Origin of the sequence: Campylobacter sp. CNRCH_2014_0184h, from assembly GCF_025772985.1 — a bacterium.
GTDB lineage: Bacteria > Campylobacterota > Campylobacteria > Campylobacterales > Campylobacteraceae > Campylobacter_D.
The window spans coordinates 227,678-247,861 of sequence record NZ_JAKMTB010000003.1; the positions used below are offsets into that span (position 1 = coordinate 227,678).

At 28.6% G+C, this 20,184-nt stretch carries 21 protein-coding genes and 1 pseudogene; 8 read left to right on the forward strand and 14 right to left on the reverse strand.

Annotated features, from left to right (window positions below):
• Positions 1-10: 10 nt before the first annotated feature.
• Positions 11-649, reverse strand: a complete 639-nt coding sequence (locus L8X36_RS04615) for a DUF5644 domain-containing protein (RefSeq protein WP_263682769.1) — start codon at positions 647-649, stop codon at positions 11-13.
• Positions 650-746: 97 nt separating this feature from the next.
• On the opposite strand from L8X36_RS04615, the gene L8X36_RS04620 reads away from it, so the two are divergent.
• The 5 genes from L8X36_RS04620 (at position 747) to fldA (ending at position 4,263) form a co-directional block, all read left to right on the forward strand.
• Positions 747-1,568 carry a thiamine-phosphate kinase gene (locus tag L8X36_RS04620; RefSeq protein ID WP_263682771.1) on the forward strand — a complete coding sequence of 274 codons (822 nt, stop codon included), beginning with the start codon at positions 747-749 and terminating at the stop codon, positions 1,566-1,568.
• Complete coding sequence (gene truD / locus L8X36_RS04625) at positions 1,537-2,670, forward strand: tRNA pseudouridine(13) synthase TruD (RefSeq protein WP_263682794.1); 1,134 nt, start codon at positions 1,537-1,539, stop codon at positions 2,668-2,670. Before L8X36_RS04620 ends, truD begins: the two co-directional genes overlap by 32 nt.
• Positions 2,671-2,757: 87 nt before the next feature.
• Positions 2,758-3,075, forward strand: a complete 318-nt coding sequence (locus L8X36_RS04630; RefSeq protein WP_012661148.1) for a DUF2325 domain-containing protein — start codon at positions 2,758-2,760, stop codon at positions 3,073-3,075.
• A 3-nt stretch (positions 3,076-3,078) separates the two neighbouring features.
• Complete coding sequence (locus tag L8X36_RS04635) at positions 3,079-3,771, forward strand: hypothetical protein (RefSeq protein ID WP_263663831.1); 693 nt, start codon at positions 3,079-3,081, stop codon at positions 3,769-3,771.
• Positions 3,772-4,263, forward strand: a complete 492-nt coding sequence (fldA, locus tag L8X36_RS04640; protein WP_240388293.1) for a flavodoxin FldA — start codon at positions 3,772-3,774, stop codon at positions 4,261-4,263.
• A gap of 30 nt (positions 4,264-4,293) precedes the next feature.
• Here the strand turns inward: fldA and L8X36_RS08115 are convergent, their stop codons facing one another.
• The 10 genes and pseudogenes from L8X36_RS08115 to gap all read right to left on the reverse strand — a co-directional run bounded on the left by L8X36_RS08115 (position 4,294) and on the right by gap (position 13,424).
• Positions 4,294-5,409, reverse strand: coding sequence for a methyl-accepting chemotaxis protein (locus L8X36_RS08115; RefSeq protein WP_412175672.1), 1,116 nt, complete (start codon positions 5,407-5,409; stop codon positions 4,294-4,296).
• Positions 5,410-5,640: 231 nt separating this feature from the next.
• Positions 5,641-6,291, reverse strand: a pseudogene (locus L8X36_RS08120) (cache domain-containing protein); the annotation flags it as partial.
• A 133-nt stretch (positions 6,292-6,424) separates the two neighbouring features.
• Positions 6,425-6,832, reverse strand: a complete 408-nt coding sequence (locus L8X36_RS04650) for a pyridoxamine 5'-phosphate oxidase family protein (RefSeq protein WP_263682774.1) — start codon at positions 6,830-6,832, stop codon at positions 6,425-6,427.
• On the reverse strand, positions 6,825-7,535 hold the full coding sequence (locus tag L8X36_RS04655; RefSeq protein WP_263682775.1) for an EI24 domain-containing protein: 711 nt from the start codon (positions 7,533-7,535) through the stop codon (positions 6,825-6,827). Before L8X36_RS04655 ends, L8X36_RS04650 begins: the two co-directional genes overlap by 8 nt.
• On the reverse strand, positions 7,532-8,224 hold the full coding sequence (locus L8X36_RS04660; RefSeq protein WP_240390174.1) for a dUTP diphosphatase: 693 nt from the start codon (positions 8,222-8,224) through the stop codon (positions 7,532-7,534). The genes L8X36_RS04655 and L8X36_RS04660 overlap by 4 nt, the downstream gene beginning before the upstream one ends.
• A 13-nt stretch (positions 8,225-8,237) precedes the next feature.
• Positions 8,238-8,783 (reverse strand): ATP-binding protein, encoded by a 546-nt coding sequence (locus L8X36_RS04665; protein WP_220517270.1) that lies wholly within the window; start codon positions 8,781-8,783, stop codon positions 8,238-8,240.
• Between the two features lie 126 nt (positions 8,784-8,909).
• Positions 8,910-10,544 (reverse strand): hydrogenase small subunit, encoded by a 1,635-nt coding sequence (locus L8X36_RS04670; RefSeq protein ID WP_263682777.1) that lies wholly within the window; start codon positions 10,542-10,544, stop codon positions 8,910-8,912.
• A 3-nt stretch (positions 10,545-10,547) separates the two neighbouring features.
• On the reverse strand, positions 10,548-11,228 hold the full coding sequence (locus L8X36_RS04675) for a triose-phosphate isomerase (RefSeq protein ID WP_263682779.1): 681 nt from the start codon (positions 11,226-11,228) through the stop codon (positions 10,548-10,550).
• A complete protein-coding gene (locus L8X36_RS04680) occupies positions 11,225-12,427 on the reverse strand; it encodes a phosphoglycerate kinase (protein WP_263678585.1) in 1,203 nt (400 codons plus the stop codon). Before L8X36_RS04680 ends, L8X36_RS04675 begins: the two co-directional genes overlap by 4 nt.
• 1 nt (position 12,428) lies before the next feature.
• Positions 12,429-13,424, reverse strand: a complete 996-nt coding sequence (gene gap / locus L8X36_RS04685; protein ID WP_039628046.1) for a type I glyceraldehyde-3-phosphate dehydrogenase — start codon at positions 13,422-13,424, stop codon at positions 12,429-12,431.
• 59 nt (positions 13,425-13,483) lie between these two features.
• Here gap and nadD point away from each other — a divergent pair, with 59 nt between their 5' ends.
• Genes nadD through L8X36_RS04700 form a run of 3 tightly spaced genes read left to right on the forward strand, consistent with a single transcriptional unit; the run spans position 13,484 to position 16,757 of the window.
• Positions 13,484-14,029 carry a nicotinate (nicotinamide) nucleotide adenylyltransferase gene (gene nadD, locus L8X36_RS04690; protein ID WP_263674810.1) on the forward strand — a complete coding sequence of 182 codons (546 nt, stop codon included), beginning with the start codon at positions 13,484-13,486 and terminating at the stop codon, positions 14,027-14,029.
• Between the two features lie 13 nt (positions 14,030-14,042).
• Complete coding sequence (gene rsfS, locus L8X36_RS04695) at positions 14,043-14,372, forward strand: ribosome silencing factor (RefSeq protein ID WP_257912880.1); 330 nt, start codon at positions 14,043-14,045, stop codon at positions 14,370-14,372.
• A 9-nt stretch (positions 14,373-14,381) separates the two neighbouring features.
• Positions 14,382-16,757 carry a tetratricopeptide repeat protein gene (locus L8X36_RS04700; RefSeq protein WP_263682781.1) on the forward strand — a complete coding sequence of 792 codons (2,376 nt, stop codon included), beginning with the start codon at positions 14,382-14,384 and terminating at the stop codon, positions 16,755-16,757.
• Between the two features lie 52 nt (positions 16,758-16,809).
• Here L8X36_RS04700 and L8X36_RS04705 read toward each other — a convergent pair whose 3' ends face one another.
• The 3 genes from L8X36_RS04705 to fumC form a co-directional block, all read right to left on the reverse strand.
• On the reverse strand, positions 16,810-17,922 hold the full coding sequence (locus tag L8X36_RS04705) for a DUF4153 domain-containing protein (protein WP_263682782.1): 1,113 nt from the start codon (positions 17,920-17,922) through the stop codon (positions 16,810-16,812).
• Positions 17,923-18,358: 436 nt separating this feature from the next.
• The gene (locus tag L8X36_RS04710) at positions 18,359-18,733 is read right to left on the reverse strand and encodes an HIT family protein (protein WP_263674815.1); all 375 of its coding nucleotides are present in this window, start codon (positions 18,731-18,733) and stop codon (positions 18,359-18,361) included.
• Positions 18,734-18,776: 43 nt separating this feature from the next.
• A complete protein-coding gene (gene fumC, locus L8X36_RS04715) occupies positions 18,777-20,168 on the reverse strand; it encodes a class II fumarate hydratase (RefSeq protein WP_263663843.1) in 1,392 nt (463 codons plus the stop codon).
• Positions 20,169-20,184: the final 16 nt, after the last annotated feature.

The window sequence follows — 20,184 nt, forward strand, 5'->3', positions numbered from 1 at the left end:
TACTCATTCCTTAAAAAATACTTCTTGCAAGGCCTGATTTTACAAGCATAACTTTTAATTCTTTAATATAAGATTCATAATCAAGCTCATTTGAAGAAATAAAATTTTTAAATTTTGTGTGATAATAAATTCCTTTTTCTTCATCTGCGACTAATTTTAAAAATTGGGGTGCTTTTTCTGGGTATTTAAGTAGCATTTTATAAGCAAATACAAAAAAGCTATCGCCAAGATATTCAGGTAAAAATTCCCTAACTTCACTTGTATAATATAAAAAATCATATTGTTTATAAAGTTCTATATCGTGTATATCAATAAGTCCTTTAAAAAGTTCGAGCTTTTCTAAAAAATCACTTTTATCCATGATTAAATCTTTGGTTGCTCTTTTGGTATCAAGTGGTTCTATGGTAAGTTTTTTGCCAAATCTTTCTATGATATTATTCAAATCTCTTCTTTGTCTGATTGTAACTTGATTGACTTTAATACAACTTTCTGGATTTTCTTCAAAATCAAAATATATGTCATCTTTTTTAATTTGACTTAAAACATCATAAACACTTTTAAAATTTTTACTATCATAAACATAAGGTTTATAATAAGCTAAATAATCACTATCTTTATCAAAACGAAAAATTCTTAAAGTTATTTGCATATTTTATCCTTGGTATTATTTTTCATTATATACATTTTAAACTTATAAAAATTTGATTATTATATAAAATTAAAAGCTTTTTGTATAAAATATTCACATGGATAAAGAAAAATTTATTATCAACGCCTTTGCTAATTCTATCAATGGAGACGATGGGGCAATAATCGATGGATATTGTTATTCTAAAGATTTATTTTGTGAAGACGTGCATTTTAAGCGCTCTTGGATGAGTTTAGAACAAATTGGAGCAAAGGCTATGCTTGTTAATATTTCTGATGCAATTGCTATGAATGCTACACCAAAATACGCTCTTTTGGGACTTTCTTTGCCAAAATGTTTAGATATGAAACAAGTTAAAGCCTTGCAAAAAGGCTTGCTAGATAGTGCAAAAGAATTTGGAGTACAAATTATAGGCGGAGATACCATAGCGGATAATAAAATCAATATTAGCATAACTATTATTTCTAAGGTAAATAAAAGGGCTATTTTTAGAAAAGGTTTGAAAAAAGGAGATTTGCTTGCTTTTAGTGGGAAATTAGGTGAGAGTTTAAAAGGTTTAAATATATTATTTCGCGGTGGAAAATTGCATTCTAAGCATCGTTTTATAAAACCTAGTTTGAGACAAAAATTTTTTTATGATATAGCAAAAAAAGTTAGAGTAAGTATGGATATTTCAGATGGTTTAAATAAAGACTTATCAAGAATATTGTTTCAAAATCAACTTAATGCAAAATTTTTTAAAAAATTAGATAAATTTAGCTTAAATAGTGCAGAAGAATATGAAATTTTATTTGCTTTTGATAAAAAACATAAAGCATTTATACAAAATATGGCAAAAAAGCATAGAATTAAACTAAATATTTTTGCAAAAACAACAACAGGAAGGTATAAATTTTATGGAAGAGAACATCATTTTTAAGCCCTTATATACTTTAAAACACAGCCCGATAAATGTGTATTTTTCAAAAAATAGTAATGATTTTGTAGTAAGAGAAAAGCCTTTGTATGAATTTAGTGGTAAAGGTGAACATTTAATTTTACATATACAAAAAAAAGATCTAAGCACTAGCGAGGCTTTGAGAATTTTAAGTGAGCAAAGCGGTGTTAAAATGAGAGATTTTGGTTATAGTGGTTTAAAAGATAAACAAGGCTTAACTTTTCAATATATTTCTATGCCTAAAAAATTTAAAGAGAGTCTAAAAAATTTTAAACATGATAAGATGAAAATTTTAGAAAGTTTTTATCATGATAATAAACTTAGAATAGGGCATTTAAAAGGAAATTCATTTTTTATAAGATTAAAAAAAGTTTCAAAAGTAGATGCTTTAAAAATAGAACAAGCTTTTAAAAATATCCAAGAACAAGGTTTTGCTAATTATTTTGGATATCAGCGTTTTGGCAAATTTCAAGATAATTTTTCACAAGGACTAGAAATTTTAAAAGGCAAAAAAATAAAAAATAAAAAAATGCAAGAATTTTTAATTTCTGCCTTTCAAAGCGAGCTTTTTAATAGATATTTGAGCAAAAGGGTGGAATTGTCACATTTTATTAATGACTTTAGTGAAAAAGAAATAAAACAAATATATGATTTAGATAAAGATGGAATTAAAAGTTTAAAAAATCAAAAGCAGTTTTTTAAACTTTTAAAGGGCGAAGTTTTAGGACATTATCCTTTTGGTAAATGTTTTATATGTGAAGATTTATCAAGTGAAGTAGAAAGATTCAATCAAAAAGATATTAGTGCGATGGGTCTTTTAATAGGCTCTAAAGCTTATGAAGCAAACGAAGGTTTAGCTAAAAAATTAGAAGATGAGATTTTTTCTTTTGCATATGAGTTTAAAAATAAAATGCAAGGTTCAAGGCGCTTTATGTGGTCTTATTTGCAAGATTGCAAAGGTTATTATGATGAAGAAAAATCTCATTTTACTTTGGAGTTTTTCTTGCAAAAAGGCTCGTATGCCACAGTGATTTTAGAAGAAATTTTACACACAGATATCTTTGAACAAACTCATAATATATAATTTAAAAAATTGATATTGAGTATCAGTAAAAATTTATCTTTTATAAATTATAATAACAATTATCATTTTTATAAAAAGGAAAACTCAATGTCAGTTTTGGTTATCGGAGCGGATGAAATAACCCCAATAAAAGCAGTTTTGACAAACCTAGGTGCAAAAAGCATAGAGCATTGGGATGCTAGAAATGAAAATAGGGTAAATAGAAAACCCATTCCACAAAATACTGAATGTATAGTTATGCTTACTAGTTTTTTAAATCATAATACTATGAAAAAAATCAAAACAGAGGCAAAAAAACGCAATATACCTTTAGTTTGTGCTAAACGCAGTGTGAGTTGTGTGTATTGTGAATATTGTAAGGTTTTTGGACTTGATCAAACCTATGAGTGCGCAAAGAAGGCTTAGTGTATGTTTGGATTTAATGAAAAAGAGGATTTTATACCTAAAATATTTAGAGATTTAGAACAAAAAAGTATTAATCATATTTTTTTAAATTTATATAATTCTTTAGTTGAAGATGATCTAAAAATACCTTATATCTATGCAAAAAAAGCTGACTGTTTAAGAAATATTTTTGAGTTAAAAATTCAAAATATGAGCATAGAAAGGACTTTGAGATTTAGCAAAATAAAACAATTTTGTCCATATTCTCATAAAATCATCAAAGCTTATAAAGAAGGAAATTTAAATCAAATACAACTTGAAGCAAAGATGCCAAAATATACTTTAGCGAAATTAATACAAAATGTGTTCTTATCACCTAGTTTTACTTTGCCTTTGCAAGTTGCTTTTGAGGCTTTTGTATATGATAAAATTTGCAAAAGCAATACCAAATCCAAAGTAAAGATTTATAAAAATATCATTATCATTAATGAAAAAATGGCAGTCATGCCTTTATTTTGTAAAGATAGTGATAAAGATATAGAGCTTGCTTTGCAATTTATAAAAGAAAATTCTTTTGAAAGATTTTATATTGTGTATCCAAGAAATAAAAATTTCACTCAACATGAAGAAATAAGACATTTTTTATGCGAAAATAATAAAACTTTGCTAAAATTAGTTCCCTATACTATTAATAATCAAATTTTAAGGAGATGTTAAATGTCAATAGCAGTAATTTATGGTAGTTCAATGGGTAATACCGAAGGTGCGGCAAACATGATCGCTCAAAAATTAGGAATTTCAGATGTATTAAATATCGCAGATATTGATGCAGAGAAAATTAATTCTTATGATAAATTAATTTGTGGAACTTCTACTTGGGGAAGTGGTGATTTTCAAGATGATTGGGATGGTTTTGATTTTTCAGCTTTAAATCTTAGCGGTAAAACTGTTGCTGTTTTTGGTATGGGAGATAGTGAAAGCTATTCAGATACATATTGCAGTGCTATGGGAAAACTTGCTCAAGCTTTAAAAGCAGCGGGTGCAAATTTGGTAGGTGCTGTTTCTACGGGTGGTTATACTTTTGAATCAAGTGAAGCCGTAGAAGGTGATAAGTTTGTAGGACTAGCATTAGATAATGATAATCATGAGGATTTAACAGAAAGTAGAATTGATGCTTGGTTAGAGCAAATTAAACCTTCTTTTTCTTAAAAATTAGATGCCTTTTAGGCATCTTTATGTTTAAAATTTTCTTTTTTTAGTTTCACTTAGCATATCTTGTGCTAAAGAATCTACTTCATTTGCAATAGCATTAGTCTGCATAGCTGTTTGAGAGTTTTGTTGTGTGAGTTTTTCTATAGTAGCTACTGATTCATTGATTTGACTAATATCATCTGCTTCTTCTTTTATGGCTTCACCCATATCATTTATTGACTGGGCTAAGATATTAGTATTAGCTTCTATTTCACCTAAAGACTTTTGAGTTCTTTCTGCTAGATTTCTAACTTCATCAGCAACAACAGCAAAGCCACGTCCATGTTCACCAGCACGTGCTGCTTCAATAGCTGCATTTAATGCAAGTAGGTTAATTTGATCTGCAATATCTGAAATTACTGTAGTTACATTTTTGATATCATTGCTTTGTTTTACTACATCTTGTGTTTTAATGGAAATTTCACTCATAGCCGAGTTCATTTGCTCTAAAGCTCTTGCACTTTCTTGCAGTGATGAGGTTTGATGTGTAGCATCATTTGTAAGTTCTTGCATGCTTTGTTTGAGTGCTTCGGCCTTTTGGTTGAGTAATTCTCCTTGGTGAAGTGATTGTGTAAGCATGTTCTTTATTTCATCTCCAAGAGAATTTATAGCCTTTTCAATATCGCCTTTTGGTGCATTAATAGTTGCTGTGAAATCTAAGCGTTTATAGCTATCAAATACAGCTAAAATTTCGTTTAAATTACTGCCAATTTTTCTTTGTAAAGTTGTAAGCATACTATTTAACACTTTCATTAATTCTTGAATTTGAGGGTTGTTAGCATGAGAGCTAATATGCAAATCAAGCTCACCTGTTTCTATTTTTTTAGCAATACTGACAGATTCTTTAATGGCTTTTGCATCTTTGTTTAGAGCTTCTTTAATGATCTCAATGTTTTCATTAATTTCTTCTGCCATTTTTCCAAATTCATCTTGAGTTTTAAGCTTAATAGGATGAGAGTGAGAATCTTTGTGATTTAAATAATTAAAGAAATTATGTAATCCTGATGAAATGATCGCAATTGGTTTAAGATTGTAAGAAATAATCATTCTAATAAAAATCAAAGTGAAAAAAATAGCAATCAAGGAAATAATAATTTGTTCCATTAGTGTTTGTTTAGCTGCATCATTGTAAAAATCATAATCAGCTATAGAACAGATAACATATTTTGGATTAATTCCACCATTACAAATTAAAGCTCTAGTTTCATTTTCTTTTGTTTGAATTTTAAAAATATCTTTTGAAAGACTTCTATTTGCACCTTCTAGTGTTTTAAGATAATATGCAACAATATCTTTACTTGTATTGGTTGAGGTTAAAATTTTAGAAGGATCAGTGTGAAAAAGATAGGTTCCATCGTGGGCTAAAACAGCAGCATGTGAATAAGGTGTTTTACCTATAGCTAAAACTTCTTCTGAGAATTTTTTTAAATCATAATCAGCCGCAACTACACCTATAACTTCACCATTTTCTATAATAGGATTGGCATAAGAAATAGTAGGTTTTTTCATACTAGAAGATATGTATGGTTCTGTGACAATTAACTCTTTTTTTTCTTTGGCTTCTTTATACCATCCTCTAGTTCTAGGATCATATCCACTTTCTGGAGTTTGGTTGTTGCCATTTGATCTAAACATAGAGCCATCTTCAAATCCTACATAAGTTAAGTCAAAACCTAAAGAATCTCCTATGGATTTTAACAAGCTAGTGTATTGTTTTGAATTTAGATTATGCTTATTTTCTTTGATATATTTTGTTAAAGAATTAATTATATTACGTCTATCACTTGCATATAAATCAAATCTTTTACTTACATCAAAAGCAACTTTTTGTTGAAATTGAACTAACAAAGTATGGCTATTAGATTTTGATTTAATATAATTAAAAACACCTAAAACACATAATAAAACTATAACAAAAATACAAACCAAAAAGGCAATTTTGTTGGAAAAATTACCTAGTAAATATTTTTTGGTAGATGAGAACATTTTTTCTCCTTGAAAAGTTAAAAATTTAAAGTTTTACTACTATGGTAAATTATATGATTTTATTAAAAAAATATTTAAAAATTTATAAATAATATTAGGTTTTATTAAAAATACAATATATTTTAAAAGTATTTTAAAGAGAAAATTCTAATTTTTTGGAAAGTAAAATTTTATTATCAGTGTATTTTACCCATTGTATATTTAAAGCGAAAATACAAGCTTGTGCAAGTTTTGCAAAGGGAAATTTTTTATAGTATATTCTTTCTTGCTCTTTGGTGGCTTTTTGAAAAAGAGCTTTGATTTGCACTCCTTTAATAAGATTAATAATATCTGTATCTAGCGCTATATTAACTGCTACTTTAGGGGATTTATAGGCAAGTTGAATATGTTTAGTATGTTCTTCACTAGCAAAAATTAAAGCTAAATTTTTATCATCAAAAGCATAATAACAGCTTGCGCAATATACTCCACCATCCTCATCAAGCATACTTAAATTTAAAAGTTTTTGTGAATGGATAAATTTTTTAATTCTTTCATCCATTGTTATTGGCTTTAAGTTTTAAAATTTTTTGATAACTTAAGTGAGTTAAGAAGATTACATAAAATACTTGTAAAAATAAACCAAGCAAAGGTATGCTTGATAAAGCAAAAAAGACTAAGGTGATAATTTTAAAGTATAATGGTGATGAATTTTTATAAAAATCATCAAAATTGTTTTTATCTAAGACATTGCTTAATACATCTAGCAATAAAAGTTTGTGAAATAAATAATAAAATACTCCATAATAAATCACAATGCTAACAAAAGGTATAATTAACAAGAAAGTAGCTACTGCAAATAATACGCATGAGATGAGTAAAAATTTGAATGTTTTAAGTAAAATTTCTAAAGAATTTACTTCTCTTTGTATGAAATGGTTATAGTATTTTTGGTTGATTTTTTTGACTATATAAGGAGTTAAAAAGGAAATTATAAACATAGTAAAAAATACAGAGGCAAATACTACTATAAAAAATCCTCCTATAGCGCTTAAAAATGCAAGTGAAAATTGCACTATAGAAAAACTAAAAAACCAAGCCATAAAAGAGCCACTGACTACATCTTCAATATAAGAAAAAAATATATCATAACTATAATACACTAGCAGGGCAAAAATAACCAGGCTGATTAAAAAAGGCAAAGTTGAGAATTTTAAAAAAGGCTTGCTAAGAAAATCTTGCAAGCTTAGGTATAGTATATTCATTTAATTTGCTTATAAGCATCTTGAAGTTTTTGATAGATTTCTTTATAATCTAGTGTTTCTTTTAAAATTTGATTTAAAACTTCGTTGTCTTCTGTGCCATTCCAAGTTTTTTTATAAGTGCCTTCTTTGTAGCCGTTTTCTTGTCTGAATTGATTTAATATATTTTTTCCAATATAGGTTTTATAAAGCTCAAAGAAATTTAAACCACATTTTCTAGCTAAAACAAAATATGCACTCAAGAGTTCACCTAAATCATAATCAAAACCACTACATTTGTGGATAATAAGCTCAATATCATTTAAAATTCCATAGATATCTGCTTCATTTGGATTAGAAGTTTCTTTGCAAAAGTCATCAAAAAAAGTTACAGAAGAAACTTCCTCTGCTATGAAATTTTTATCATCTATTTGTTTTTCTTTGTATTCTTCTAAAATCAAACTTAAAATAAAATGCCATATATCCACTATTTCAATGCGCACATTGTCCCAGTTTGCAGGAGTGTGTATGCTTTTCCAATGTTTCCAAGCAAAAGAATCAATAAGCTCAGCACACTCCATATAAATACATCTTCTAAAACTAATCAATTTGCCTTCTTTGGTATAGCCATTTTCCCATCCTATACCATTGGTATCATCATTTAGTTTTTGCTGGAGTTCTAGCATGCTTTTTAAAATATCTTTTACTTCCATGTTATTTCCTTTTTTAAGCATAAAATCCAAATTCTTTATTGTCTTCTTCTTTTTGTTCTTTTTGTTTGTTATATTGTTCCCAAATTTCTTCTAGTAATTTAGTGCTATCTTGGAAAATTTGTTTTTTAATATCTTCAAGATCAGTTTTATTCATTTCTTTGTTTAAACTCTTATCCATGGTGTTAAATAACTCATGTAAAGTAGCCTTTTTATGTTCTTCATTTTTTGGTTCAGGTAAGGCATCGCCAATTTTCATTGCAGTGGTAATGAGCTCTTTTGGTTTTAAGGTTCCAACTCTTGAGTTTTTCATAAACTCATCGATTTGAGGTTGTACTTTGGCTACTGCTTCTTTTATTTCTTCAATTTCTTCTTGTGAAAGTTTAGTTCCACTATATGAAAATGAAAAACCAAATTGATTTCTTAAACTCAAAGATGCTGAATTTCCATCTTTATCTAATTTTGCTTCTTTTTTATCATACATAGAAAAAGAAAGATGATTGCCATTTTTTGTTTTAATATCCATAGAAAAATTTTGAGAATTGTAGCTAGAAATTTGCATAGCTTTTCCTTTCAAGTAAAGATAAGGTTATATCGTCAAAATAACCAAATCTTGAATAAATTTGCAAAGTTTTGCACTTTGCAAATTTCAAATATTTAGGGAGATAAATATTTTAGCATTAAGTCTTTAAATGCTCGTTAAATCCCAAAATAATTTTAATAATTTTTCGTTTTTTGCACATATTAAAATTTGCTCTTTGTTATGTGTCTTTTTGCATGCTTTTAGAGCTTGTTTTAAATGTTCTTTTAAAGAAAAAATCAATCCAAAAGCAATACCTTCTCTATCTAAGCCGCCTAGAATATAAATTAAAGGCATGCGCATTGATTTAGAAACATCAAGTTTTGCTTGTTCATTAATTGTGATTTTAAAATCAAATTTGCTAGGATGTTTAAACTTATAAGCTAAAGCAAGATCTAAAAACTCATCTAAATGATTTAATTTTTTTCCACTAATAAATGGATATATAAAATAAAATAAGTCTAAGATATTATTGCTAGTTTTGCTTTCATCATCGTAATTTTCTTGTATAAAATCATAATATGTTTTAAATTGCTCTTGGTAATTTTGCACTAAAGTCATAGTCATTTTGGTTTTTGCAAAATTATTTAAGAAAACTTTAGGATTAGCTTCAAAACTAAAATCTAAAAAATTAATCTTTATATCATTTAGATAAAAAATCCCACTAGTATCACTTTCTAAATCTAGTAAAATATTATTTGAATTAAGCTCATTGATAGAACTATTATGGACTATTTTATCATCTAATATAATAGAAAAATCATTATAAGCAAATTCATTACTCATAGGTTTTTCATAAAAACCAAAATCATCCCAAAAATTTTCTTCACTACAAGCAATGCATCCATGTCCTGCAGCTACCGGCCAAGAGGTTTTGGAGTTAAATTTAACCTTAGGACAATTATTATAAGCATAAGGTCCTTTGCAACCTACTTTAAAAAGACAATAACCTTGTTTAATATTTTCATCATCAAAACTTTGAGCAAAATTTCCTGCTTCAAATTTAGCTTTTCTTTCGCATAAATCATGTAAGCATTTACCATAAAAGGCTAAAGGTCTATTTTGCTCATCTAAAGCCATATCTTGCTCAAATAATATATAAAAACAAAGTGCTGCGATGATATTTACATCACTTGGGGGACAACCTGGTATATTGATTACTTTTTCTTCTAAGACTTTAGAAATTCCTATGCTTTTGGTAGGATTTGGATGTGCAGCTTGAATTCCTCCATAGCTTGAGCAAGTTCCCATAGCAAAGATTGTTTTAGCATTTTTAGCACATTTTTGTAAAATTTCATATCCATTTTCACCATGTGCTCCTATGGTTAGATAAAAAGGATCTATAGCACAAACTCCACCTTCAACAGCTAAAAGAAAATCTTTTTTTTCTAAAACTTCCTCTAAATGTGATTCTGCTTGATGTCCGCTAGCACTCATAAAGGTTTCATGATACTCTAAGGAAATAAAATCAAAAATTAAATCCAAAAAATCTGGCAATGAAGTTCTAAGTAAGCTCTCGCTACACCCTGTGCATTCACTTAAATGAAGCCATATGAGACTAGGTGGGGTGTGAAGTTGAAAATATCTATGCGCCAAAGGGCTAAATTCATTTGGTAAGCCTAAAATTTTAATGATAGAATTTACAGCCTCTAATGAGATATTTTTTTCTTCTTTGTGTGAGTTTTCTAATAGAGTGATTTTATGCTCTAATATGCTTTTTAATTCTTCATTGCCCAAAGACATTTTTTAACCTTTAGCTATTTGTATCATATTTAAAAAATCATTTGCATTTAATGCAGCTGAACCTATCAATACTCCACCGCAATTTTTTAAAGCGCAAATTTCTTTAATATTGCTTTGATTAACACTTCCGCCATATAAAAGCTTAGCATTGGTAAATTCTCTTAAGAAATTAAGTATAGTATTGATATCATCAAGATTAGCACTAACTCCTGTGCCTATAGAATAAATAGGCTCATAAGCTATGATAAGTTTTTTATAAGATAAATCAATATTTTCAATTTGTTTTTTTAAAAAATCCAAGCTTTTGTTGGCATTTTTAGTTTCTAAACTTTCGCCTATACAATAAATGATATTAAAATCAAGATTTTTTGCAAAGTCAAATTTAGCCTTTAAAAAGCTTTCATCTTCCTTTAAAGCTCTTCTTTCAGAATGGCCTATTAAAACGCTTTTGATATTAAATTCTTCTAAGTGAATTTTACCTATTTCTCCAGTATATGCTCCATTTTCGCAAGGGTAGAAATTCTGCGCGCCTTGTTGAAATGAAAAATTGTCTTTTAAGAAAGCTATGCTAGGAGGGAAGATGAAAATTTCATCTTCTTTGTTTAAGTTTTGGTTTAATTTTTGAGCGTAAAGTTCAAAGCTTGATCTTGTATGATTACACTTTAAATTTGCTGCAAAAATCATTCATTATCCTTTATAGTCAAAGGTTTTACACCAGGAAGTTCTTTTCCTTCTATAAGCTCTAATGATGCTCCACCACCGGTTGAAATGAAAGTCATCTCATCAGCATCACCTGCTCTTGCTACAACATCAGCAGTATCACCACCACCTATTACAGTTGTTGCATGAGATTCGCTAATATAATGGCTCATTTTAATACTGCCTTTTGAGAATTTATCGATTTCAAAAACCCCCATAGGTCCATTCCACCATATAGTTTGAGCATCAGAAAGTGCTTCTTTAAACAACCTTACACTAGCAGGACCTATATCAAGCCCCATCCAACCCGCAGGAATTTCTTGCACAGGAGTGTATTTCATTACTGCTTCTTGAGAGCAAGTTTGTGCTGCTGTAACATCCACAGGAAGATAAATTTTCACCCCTAGATTTTTACCTTTGAGCAAGATTTTATTCGCTTCTTCAATTAAATCTTCTTCTAAGAGAGAATTTCCTATATCATAACCTTGAGCTTTTAAGAAAGTAAAGGCCATACCACCACCTATGATGAGCTTATCTACTTTTGGAAGTAAGTTAGTTAAAGCTTGCAATTTCCCACTTACTTTAGAACCACCTACTACTGCCACAAAAGGTCGTGCAGGGTGTTTGATAAGATTGCTTGCAAATTCTATTTCTTTTTGGAGTAAAAATCCCGCACCTTTGTTTGTATTATCAAAGTATTTTGTAATAGCTTCAACACTAGCATGGGCTCTATGGCAAACCCCAAAAGCATCATTAATATAAACATCAGCCATAGAAGCAAGTTCTTTGGCTAAGTTTTCATCATTCTTAGTTTCACCCTTTTCAAAACGTAAATTTTCTAAAAGCAAAATTTCACTTGATTTTAATTCGCTAGCTTTTTTCTTTGCATCTTCACCTATAACATCTTTAGCCATAATGACTTCTTTAGACATTAAGCGTGCAAGTCTTTTTGCAACTGGCTCTAAAGAGTATTTTGAAGCTATTTCTTTTGGACGCCCTAAATGTGAAGCTAAAATAACTGCACAGCCATTGTCTAAACAATATCTTATAGTAGGGATAGCCGAGCGAATACGACGATCATCAGTGATATTTAAAAACTCATCTTGAGGAACATTAAAATCACATCTAATAAATACTTTTTTCTTTGCAAGATCAATATCTTTAATCGATAAAATACTACTCATCTTAAGCCTTTGCTACAAATACTGCCATATCTACCAAACGAGAAGAATATCCCCATTCATTATCATACCAAGCAACCACTTTAACAAAATCATCACAAATAACTTGAGTTAAATCACTTGCTACAATCGCACCATAAGAGCAAGTTATAAAATCACTTGAAACTCTTTCTTCATCATCAACTAATAATATACCTTTTAAATTGCTAGCAGCTGCTTTTCTAAAGGCTTCATTGATTTCTTCTTTACTTACTTTTTTCTTTAAAGTTGCAGTTAAATCCACAGTTGATACATCAGCTACAGGTACACGCATACTTTGACCGTGTAATTTTCCATCAAGTTCAGGCATAACAAGCTTCATAGCTTTTGCTGCACCAGTTGAAGTAGGGATGATATTTTGTGCAGCAGCGCGTGATCTTCTTTTATCTCTTGCTTTTGCATCGATAATACTTTGTCCGTTTGTGTAGGCATGTATAGTAGTCATTAAACCTTTTTCTATGCCAAAATTATCTTGTAAAACTCTACAAATTGGTCCTAGGCAGTTAGTAGTGCAACTTGCATTTGAGATGATGTTTTCGCCTTTATATTCGTGAGCATTTACCCCTAAAACATAAGTTGGAGTTTTATCTTTTGCAGGTGCACTCATGATAACTTTTTGCACCCCATGATCTAAAAATCCTTGACATTTTTCCATAGTTAAGTGTGCGCCAGTACACTCTAAAACAATTTGTGCACCATATTTTGCAAAGTCTAAATCCGCTACATTTCTGCTTTTTAAAACTTTTATTTTTTTATTATCAATTATTAAATCATCACCATCATTTTCAACACTACCATCGTATACCCCATGAACAGTGTCATATTTAAAAAGATATTTAGTAAGCTCTATATCAGTAGTATCATTAATCGCTACAAGTTCGATATCATCGCGCTTCATAATAATTCTTGCAACACATCTTCCAATGCGTCCAAAACCATTTATTGCAACTTTTACAGCCATTTTCATTTCCTTTTTATGATTAAGTAGGTAAAATTCTACTAAAAAAAGGTTAAATTTTAATGAAAATCGCACTTTTTGGTGGCAGTTTTGATCCACCCCATTTAGGGCATAATGCTATAGTCTTTAATGCACTAGCAAATTTAGAGCTTGATAAACTCATTATTATGCCAACTTTTATTAGCCCCTTTAAGCAAGAATTTACAGCAAATGAGCAAAGACGCTTAAAATGGTGTGAGATGATTTGGGGAGGTTTGGAAAAAGTTGAAATTTGTGATTTTGAAATAAAAAAACAAAGACCCGTACCTAGTATAGAAAGTGTTGATTTTTTGTATAAGCAATATGAAATTTCTAAATTTTATCTTATTTTGGGAGCTGATCATTTACAAAGTCTTGAAAAATGGCATGAATTTGAAAGATTGCAAAATTTGGTAGAATTTGTTGTAGCCAAAAGAGATGGTATTTTTATACCAAAACATTTTAAAACTTTAGATACTAAAGTAAATATCTCTTCTTCTTTTATAAGAGAAACCTTGCAAACATCGCAAGTTTGTGAGCAAATCAAAGAAGAAGTTAAGCTTTATTATTCTAAATTTAAAAATATTTAACAAAAGGAAAATAATGCAAGAAAGAATTAATAATATAGTACAGATTTTAGATGATAAAAAAGCAGATTTAATAGAAACTTTTGATATGCAAGATAGGGATTATTTTGTTAAATTTGTAGTGATTGCTACTACTATGGGGGAAAGACATGCGCTTTCTTTGATTGATGATTTAAAAACTAATCTTAAAAGCAAGGGTGAAGAGTTTTTAAATATAGAAAGTAGTGAAGAATGGACTGTACTTGATTTAGGTGATATTTTGATTCACTTAATGAGTGAAACTTATAGAGCAAAATATAATATAGAAGAATTTTTAAAAAGTCTAAATAAAGAAAATCAAAACTAGGATTAATATTTGGATAATCTAATCACTGAATTATCAGATTTAGCTAAAGAATATTTTGAAAATTCAGAATTTGAAAAATGCGATGAGGTTTTAAGTGAACTTATAGCTTTTTGCAAAGGCGAGGTTACGCTTGCTCAAGATGGTAAAATGATTTTTATAGATGATGAAGACAAACATCGTTTGCTTTTAGAAGCTTACCATAATAGAGCGCTTTGTAGATTTAATTGTTTGAAATTTCAAGAAGCACTTAAAGATGCAACCATAGCTGTAGAATTTGATCCTAGTAATGTATTTTTATTTAATCTTTTGGGTCTATGTAATTTTAAATTAGATTTATTACAAGAAGCACTTTTGGCTTTTAATAAAACTATAGCGCTAGATAATGCATATTATTTAGCATATTTTAATAGGGCTAGAGTTTATATACTTTTAGATGAGCACACAAAAGCTTTAAAAGATTTACAAACTTGTATTGATTTAGCTCCAGAATATTATATGGCTTATTATACTAGAGCTATTACTTTGCTTAGTGTTGATCCAAAACAAGCTTTGATTGATTTTAAAAAGTCTCAAGATTTAGGATTTGAATCCTCGCAGATTTTTTATTATCAAGGTGTAGCTTGTGAGAATTTGGAAGATTATCAAAAAGCTATAGAATTTTTTACTAAGACGATTGAGCAAGATGAGAGTTTTGCTGATGCGTATTATAAAAGGGCTAATAATAAACGTAAAGTTGATGATTTAGAAGGAGCTTTGCAAGATTGTTTAAAATCTATTGGACTAGACAATGAAAATGCAATGGCGTACTTAATTTTGGGACATATTTATAAAGATTTAGAAAAGATAGAATTATCAATAGATGCTTTTAAAAAATCAATCGAATTAGATGAAAATTTGCAATATCCATGTTTTGCATTAGCTAGAGTTTTGTATGATTTAAAAGATTATGAACAAGCTTTGAAGTATTATGATAAAACAATTGAGCTTTATGAAGAATACGCTCAAGCATATATTAATAGAGGTAATACTAAAATTAATCTAAAAATGATTGAAGAGGCTATAGAAGATTTTGATTTAGCAGCTAAATATTATCAAGAAAGAGCAAGAAAGCATGATTTTACTCCATCAGAATTGGCAGAACTTGAACAAGCAGTTCCTTATGGTTTTTATCATTTGGGTAATAGTTTATATGAAATAGACAAATATGATGAAGCTTTGATAAGTTATGAAAAAGCTTTGAAATATCAAAAAGAATATCCTGATGTGTTTTTTAATAGGGCTTATTTAAAATCTGATCTTGAAAAATATGAGGAAGCTTTAGAAGATAGTGAATTAGCTGTTAAATATTATAAAAAGCAAAATAATACTCAAGATTATGTTAATTCTCTTTCTCAAAGAGCTTGGATTAAAAGCAAGCTTGAAAGATTTCAAGAAGCTATGGATGAATACAATGAGCTTATAAAAACATATAAAGATTATATTGATTTAAAAGATGTATTGTTTGAAAGAGCATATTGTGCAAAAGAACTTGAATCTTATGAAGAATTAATAGCTTATTGTAATGCAGCACATAAGGTGGATAAAAATAATTTTAAACTTTATTTTTGGCGAGGAATTGCTAAATATAATTTAAGCTTAGAAGAAGAAGCTATAGAAGATTTAAATAAGGCTTTAAAAATTGATAAAAACTATAATGGAGCAAAGTATTATAAGGGACTTTGTTATGAAGATCTTTATATGTTTGAAGAAGCTATAAAATGTTACGATAGTGTGATTTTAAGTAATGAAGAAGATGATGAATCATATTTTCATAGAGCAAAATGTAAAAGAAATCTTGAAAAATATAATGAAGCTTTAAAAGATATCAATGAATGCTTAAAAATAATTGATGATATTGGGGAGTATTGGATAGAAAAAGCACAAATTTTAAGCTTTTTAGGAAAATATGATGAAAGCTTTGAAGCGGCAAAAAAAGCAAGTGAGCTTGAACCAAAATCATATGAGTGTTATCATTTTATGGGTGCAGTTAAAGTGTATTCGCAAGATTTTAAAGAAGCTATAAAATATCTTAATATGGCTTTAAATTTAGATGAAAGTCAAAATTGGACACATTATTATAAGGCAGAGTGTTTAAGAAATTTAGGTGATTTTCATGATGCATTGCAATGTTATGAAGATTGCTTAAAGATAACAAAAGAAAATACTGATGCTTTGGTGGGAAAAATTCAGTGTTTAGAAGAGCTAAAAGAATACAAACAAGCTTTAGAGTGTACTAAAGAATTATTAAAGCTTGATGAAGAAAATGAATTTGCATTAAAAAATCAAGATATTTTAATGCAAAAATTAAAGCAGCAAAATAAAAAATGGTGGCAAATTTGGAATTAAGCTTTGTGTGATTTATTATTTGTATAGATTTGAAAATTTGCATAAATAAAGTCTATTTGGTGTTTTTAATGAAAATATGAGTTTTGAAAAAAGTTATTTGACCTTTTATATTAATGTCAAACTCCAAAGGGATAAAAATCAAAGATGAGTTATTGCTAAGTTTGTAGCTTAATTGTGAATTTTTCTGATAATTTTTTAAGATTTTGTCAAAATTTTCAAGCTTTAAAAGTTCTTTTTCCTGAAGTAAAAAATATAAGGTATTATCATCAATCTTCATAAAATATTTAAAGTCGCTTGAATTAGCAATAAAATCAAATAATACTTCATCATAATTTTCTTTTAATTTGGAGTATTTTGGATGAAATTTTTTGGACATATTGTGAAATTCTATCTTTTGTGGTTTTGAATGAGTTAAATTATAAGTTTTTAAAAAATCATCAAAACTATAATTGTTGTTATAATTTTTATTAAGATTGTGCAAAGTGTTTTTGATACTTTTAATTTGATTATAATATTGCCTGCTTTGAATATAGTCAAGATTTAAAGAATGTATAGAGATTTCTAATTTTTGCAATTGATATTTTTGTGAAGAAAAGCTTATGTAATTTGCAAAAAATCCTAAAAATAGTGCCATAAGTGCAAGTAGATAAAAAGAAAATTTTAATGCTATTTTTTGTTTAAACACGCTTAGATAATTTGCTATCAATAGCCATAAATTTAAAGCTAATACTGCTAAGCGTTCTGGCGTAAAGCCATATTGTGTAATTCTAATTATAATAGCATAAAATACGAAAATATTTAGTGATAGTACCACAATAAAAAAGGCATAAAGTAATGATTTTTTGATTTTATAAAAAGATAAATTTATCCAAAGATTAATTAATAAAAAACTACCAAACCAAAGACATAAATGAACTATACTAAGATTTTCTAAAAGATTAAATAATGCTCCTAAACCATAGGTAAAAAGCATGATTATATATAAAATACTAAAAGTATTTAGTATAAAAACAAAAATTTTATGAAAATTGTATGAAGTAAAATTGCCAAGTAAAAATAAAGAAAAAATTCCAGCACTACAAAGCCATAATGATAAAACACAAGAATCTAACATGCTTGAAGAAATATCAAATAAAAAATCAAATGAACCATAAAATATAGCCAAAAATATACTAAAAATGAACCAAAAGCTTATACTAAAAGAAATGGCAGCTAAAAAATGATGAAAATAATTAAAATTATATAATTTTCTTGCACATACTAAAGCTATAAGAGCTGTTATTAAAGAAATATACAAAGAATTATTAGTAAAAAATATTAAATAATTTTCTATACCATCTTTAAAAATAAAATTTAAAAATATATAAAAAATTAGCCCAAAAAATCCAACCCATAAATTTTTCAAACTTTTATAATTTTGTATTAAATTGCTTTTTGATTCAGTGAATGTTTCACAAAAAATTATAAATAGGGTTAAAAGTAAAAAAATACTAGTTTGGTATGAATCATAAAAAAATGCTACAAAAAACCAAAAACATAAATAAAAAATAACTCCAAGTGGATGATTCAATAAAGCTATATAGCTAGAATTAATAAATTTTTTAAACATGAATATTTTTTATTTTGTTAAGTAAAATTGATATAAATCCTTCAAAGTCAGGTAAATTTAAATCCTTAATTTCTCTTTGCTGTTTTCCCCACATGCATTCAGGAAAAAACCCATCTTCTTTAAACCGTGCCATAACATGAAAATGCACTCTTGGTACATAGTTTGCAAAGGAAGCTATGTTGATTTTTTCTGGGTTATAGTACTCTCTAAGGCTTAATTCACAAGCTAAAACATATTGAAAAAGCATATTTTGCAAAAAGGCTGGGCAATCACTTAATTCTCTGTAATTTTCTTTAGTAAAAATTTTCACCCAAGGAATTTGAGAATTTTCTTTTTCTATAAATAAATAATCATTTTCATAAATCATACCAACCCTTAAGAAAAGACTAGGATTATTCCTAGTCTTTTGATTATTTTTTTGGTCCTATCATTTTTGTAGGATCTACAAATTTAGCAAAGTCTTCTTCACTTACCAAGCCAAGCTCCATAGCACTTTCTTTTAAAGAAATACCTTTTTTGTGAGCATTTTTAGCTACTTTAGCTGCGTTTTCATAGCCAATGTGTGGGTTTAATGCAGTCACTAGCATTAAAGAATTATGTAAATTATGATCTATTTTTTCTTTATTTGGCTCTATGCCAACAGCACAGTGGATATTAAATGAATGCATAGCATCAGCTAATAAATCAAGGCTTTGTAAAAAATTATAAATAATCACAGGTTTAAAAACATTAAGTTCGAAATTTCCTTGGCTTGCTGCAAAACCAATAGCTGCATCATTTCCCATAACTTGCACTGCAACCATAGTTAAGGCTTCGCACTGAGTAGGATTAACCTTACCTGGCATGATAGAACTTCCTGGTTCGTTCTCAGGTATGTTTAACTCTCCAAGACCACATCTAGGGCCACTTGCTAGCCATCTAATATCGTTTGCTATTTTCATTAAATTTGCAGCTAAGCCTTTCATAGCTCCATGGGTAAAATTAATTGCATCATGGCTTGTTAGTGCATGGAATTTATTTGGACTTGAAACAAATTTAGTACCTAAAAGCTTGCTTAATTCCTCGCTTACTTTTTCACTAAGTTCTGGATGTGCATTTAATCCTGTGCCAACAGCTGTCCCACCTATTGCAAGCTCTCTTAATGTAGGCAAAGAAGCGATGATTTGCTCTTTTGAGTGAAGTAACATAGAAAGGTATCCACTAAATTCTTGAGCTAGGGTAAGTGGTGTAGCATCTTGAAGGTGAGTTCTTCCTATTTTAATAATCCCTTCAAATTCTTTTACTTTCTTTTCAAAAGTCGCAATAAGCTCATCTAAAGCAGGGATAAGTTTTTTTTCTACTTGTTCTACTGAAACTATGCTCATAGCAGTTGGAAAGGTATCGTTTGAGCTTTGGCTCATATTTACATGATCATTTGGATGAACAAGTTTTTCTTTTCTAAAATCACCACCCATAATTTCAGTAGCACGATTTGCTATAACTTCGTTCATATTCATATTACTTTGAGTGCCTGAACCTGTTTGCCATATTGCTAGTGGGAAATTATCGTCAAATTTTCCTGCTACAATTTCATCGCAAGCTTGCACAATAGCATTTTTTTTAGCATCGTCTAATTTACCAAGTTTGTTATTAACTAAAGCCAAAGATTTTTTAAGATTTGCAAAAGCATAAATTAAAACTTTTGGCATTTTTTCACAACCAATTTTAAAATTTTCAAAACTTCTTTCAGTTTGTGCACCCCAATATTTATCATTAGGAACTTTAATCTCTCCCATAGTATCGTGTTCGATTCTATATTCCATGGCTTTTCCTTGTAAT

Excerpts from the sequence above, each read along its gene's own strand:
- L8X36_RS04615 (WP_263682769.1), bottom strand. The coding sequence starts at position 649 with ATGCAAATAACTTTAAGAATTTTTCGTTTTGATAAAGATAGTGATTAT.
- L8X36_RS04620 (WP_263682771.1), top strand. The coding sequence starts at position 747 with ATGGATAAAGAAAAATTTATTATCAACGCCTTTGCTAATTCTATCAAT.
- L8X36_RS04630 (WP_012661148.1), top strand. The coding sequence starts at position 2,758 with ATGTCAGTTTTGGTTATCGGAGCGGATGAAATAACCCCAATAAAAGCA.
- L8X36_RS04635 (WP_263663831.1), top strand. The coding sequence starts at position 3,079 with ATGTTTGGATTTAATGAAAAAGAGGATTTTATACCTAAAATATTTAGA.
- fldA (WP_240388293.1), top strand. The coding sequence starts at position 3,772 with ATGTCAATAGCAGTAATTTATGGTAGTTCAATGGGTAATACCGAAGGT.
- L8X36_RS08115 (WP_412175672.1), bottom strand. The coding sequence starts at position 5,409 with ATGGAACAAATTATTATTTCCTTGATTGCTATTTTTTTCACTTTGATT.
- L8X36_RS04650 (WP_263682774.1), bottom strand. The coding sequence starts at position 6,832 with ATGGATGAAAGAATTAAAAAATTTATCCATTCACAAAAACTTTTAAAT.
- L8X36_RS04655 (WP_263682775.1), bottom strand. The coding sequence starts at position 7,535 with ATGAATATACTATACCTAAGCTTGCAAGATTTTCTTAGCAAGCCTTTT.
- L8X36_RS04660 (WP_240390174.1), bottom strand. The coding sequence starts at position 8,224 with ATGGAAGTAAAAGATATTTTAAAAAGCATGCTAGAACTCCAGCAAAAA.
- L8X36_RS04665 (WP_220517270.1), bottom strand. The coding sequence starts at position 8,783 with ATGCAAATTTCTAGCTACAATTCTCAAAATTTTTCTATGGATATTAAA.
- L8X36_RS04670 (WP_263682777.1), bottom strand. The coding sequence starts at position 10,544 with ATGTCTTTGGGCAATGAAGAATTAAAAAGCATATTAGAGCATAAAATC.
- L8X36_RS04675 (WP_263682779.1), bottom strand. The coding sequence starts at position 11,228 with ATGATTTTTGCAGCAAATTTAAAGTGTAATCATACAAGATCAAGCTTT.
- L8X36_RS04680 (WP_263678585.1), bottom strand. The coding sequence starts at position 12,427 with ATGAGTAGTATTTTATCGATTAAAGATATTGATCTTGCAAAGAAAAAA.
- gap (WP_039628046.1), bottom strand. The coding sequence starts at position 13,424 with ATGGCTGTAAAAGTTGCAATAAATGGTTTTGGACGCATTGGAAGATGT.
- nadD (WP_263674810.1), top strand. The coding sequence starts at position 13,484 with ATGAAAATCGCACTTTTTGGTGGCAGTTTTGATCCACCCCATTTAGGG.
- rsfS (WP_257912880.1), top strand. The coding sequence starts at position 14,043 with ATGCAAGAAAGAATTAATAATATAGTACAGATTTTAGATGATAAAAAA.
- L8X36_RS04710 (WP_263674815.1), bottom strand. The coding sequence starts at position 18,733 with ATGATTTATGAAAATGATTATTTATTTATAGAAAAAGAAAATTCTCAA.
- fumC (WP_263663843.1), bottom strand. The coding sequence starts at position 20,168 with ATGGAATATAGAATCGAACACGATACTATGGGAGAGATTAAAGTTCCT.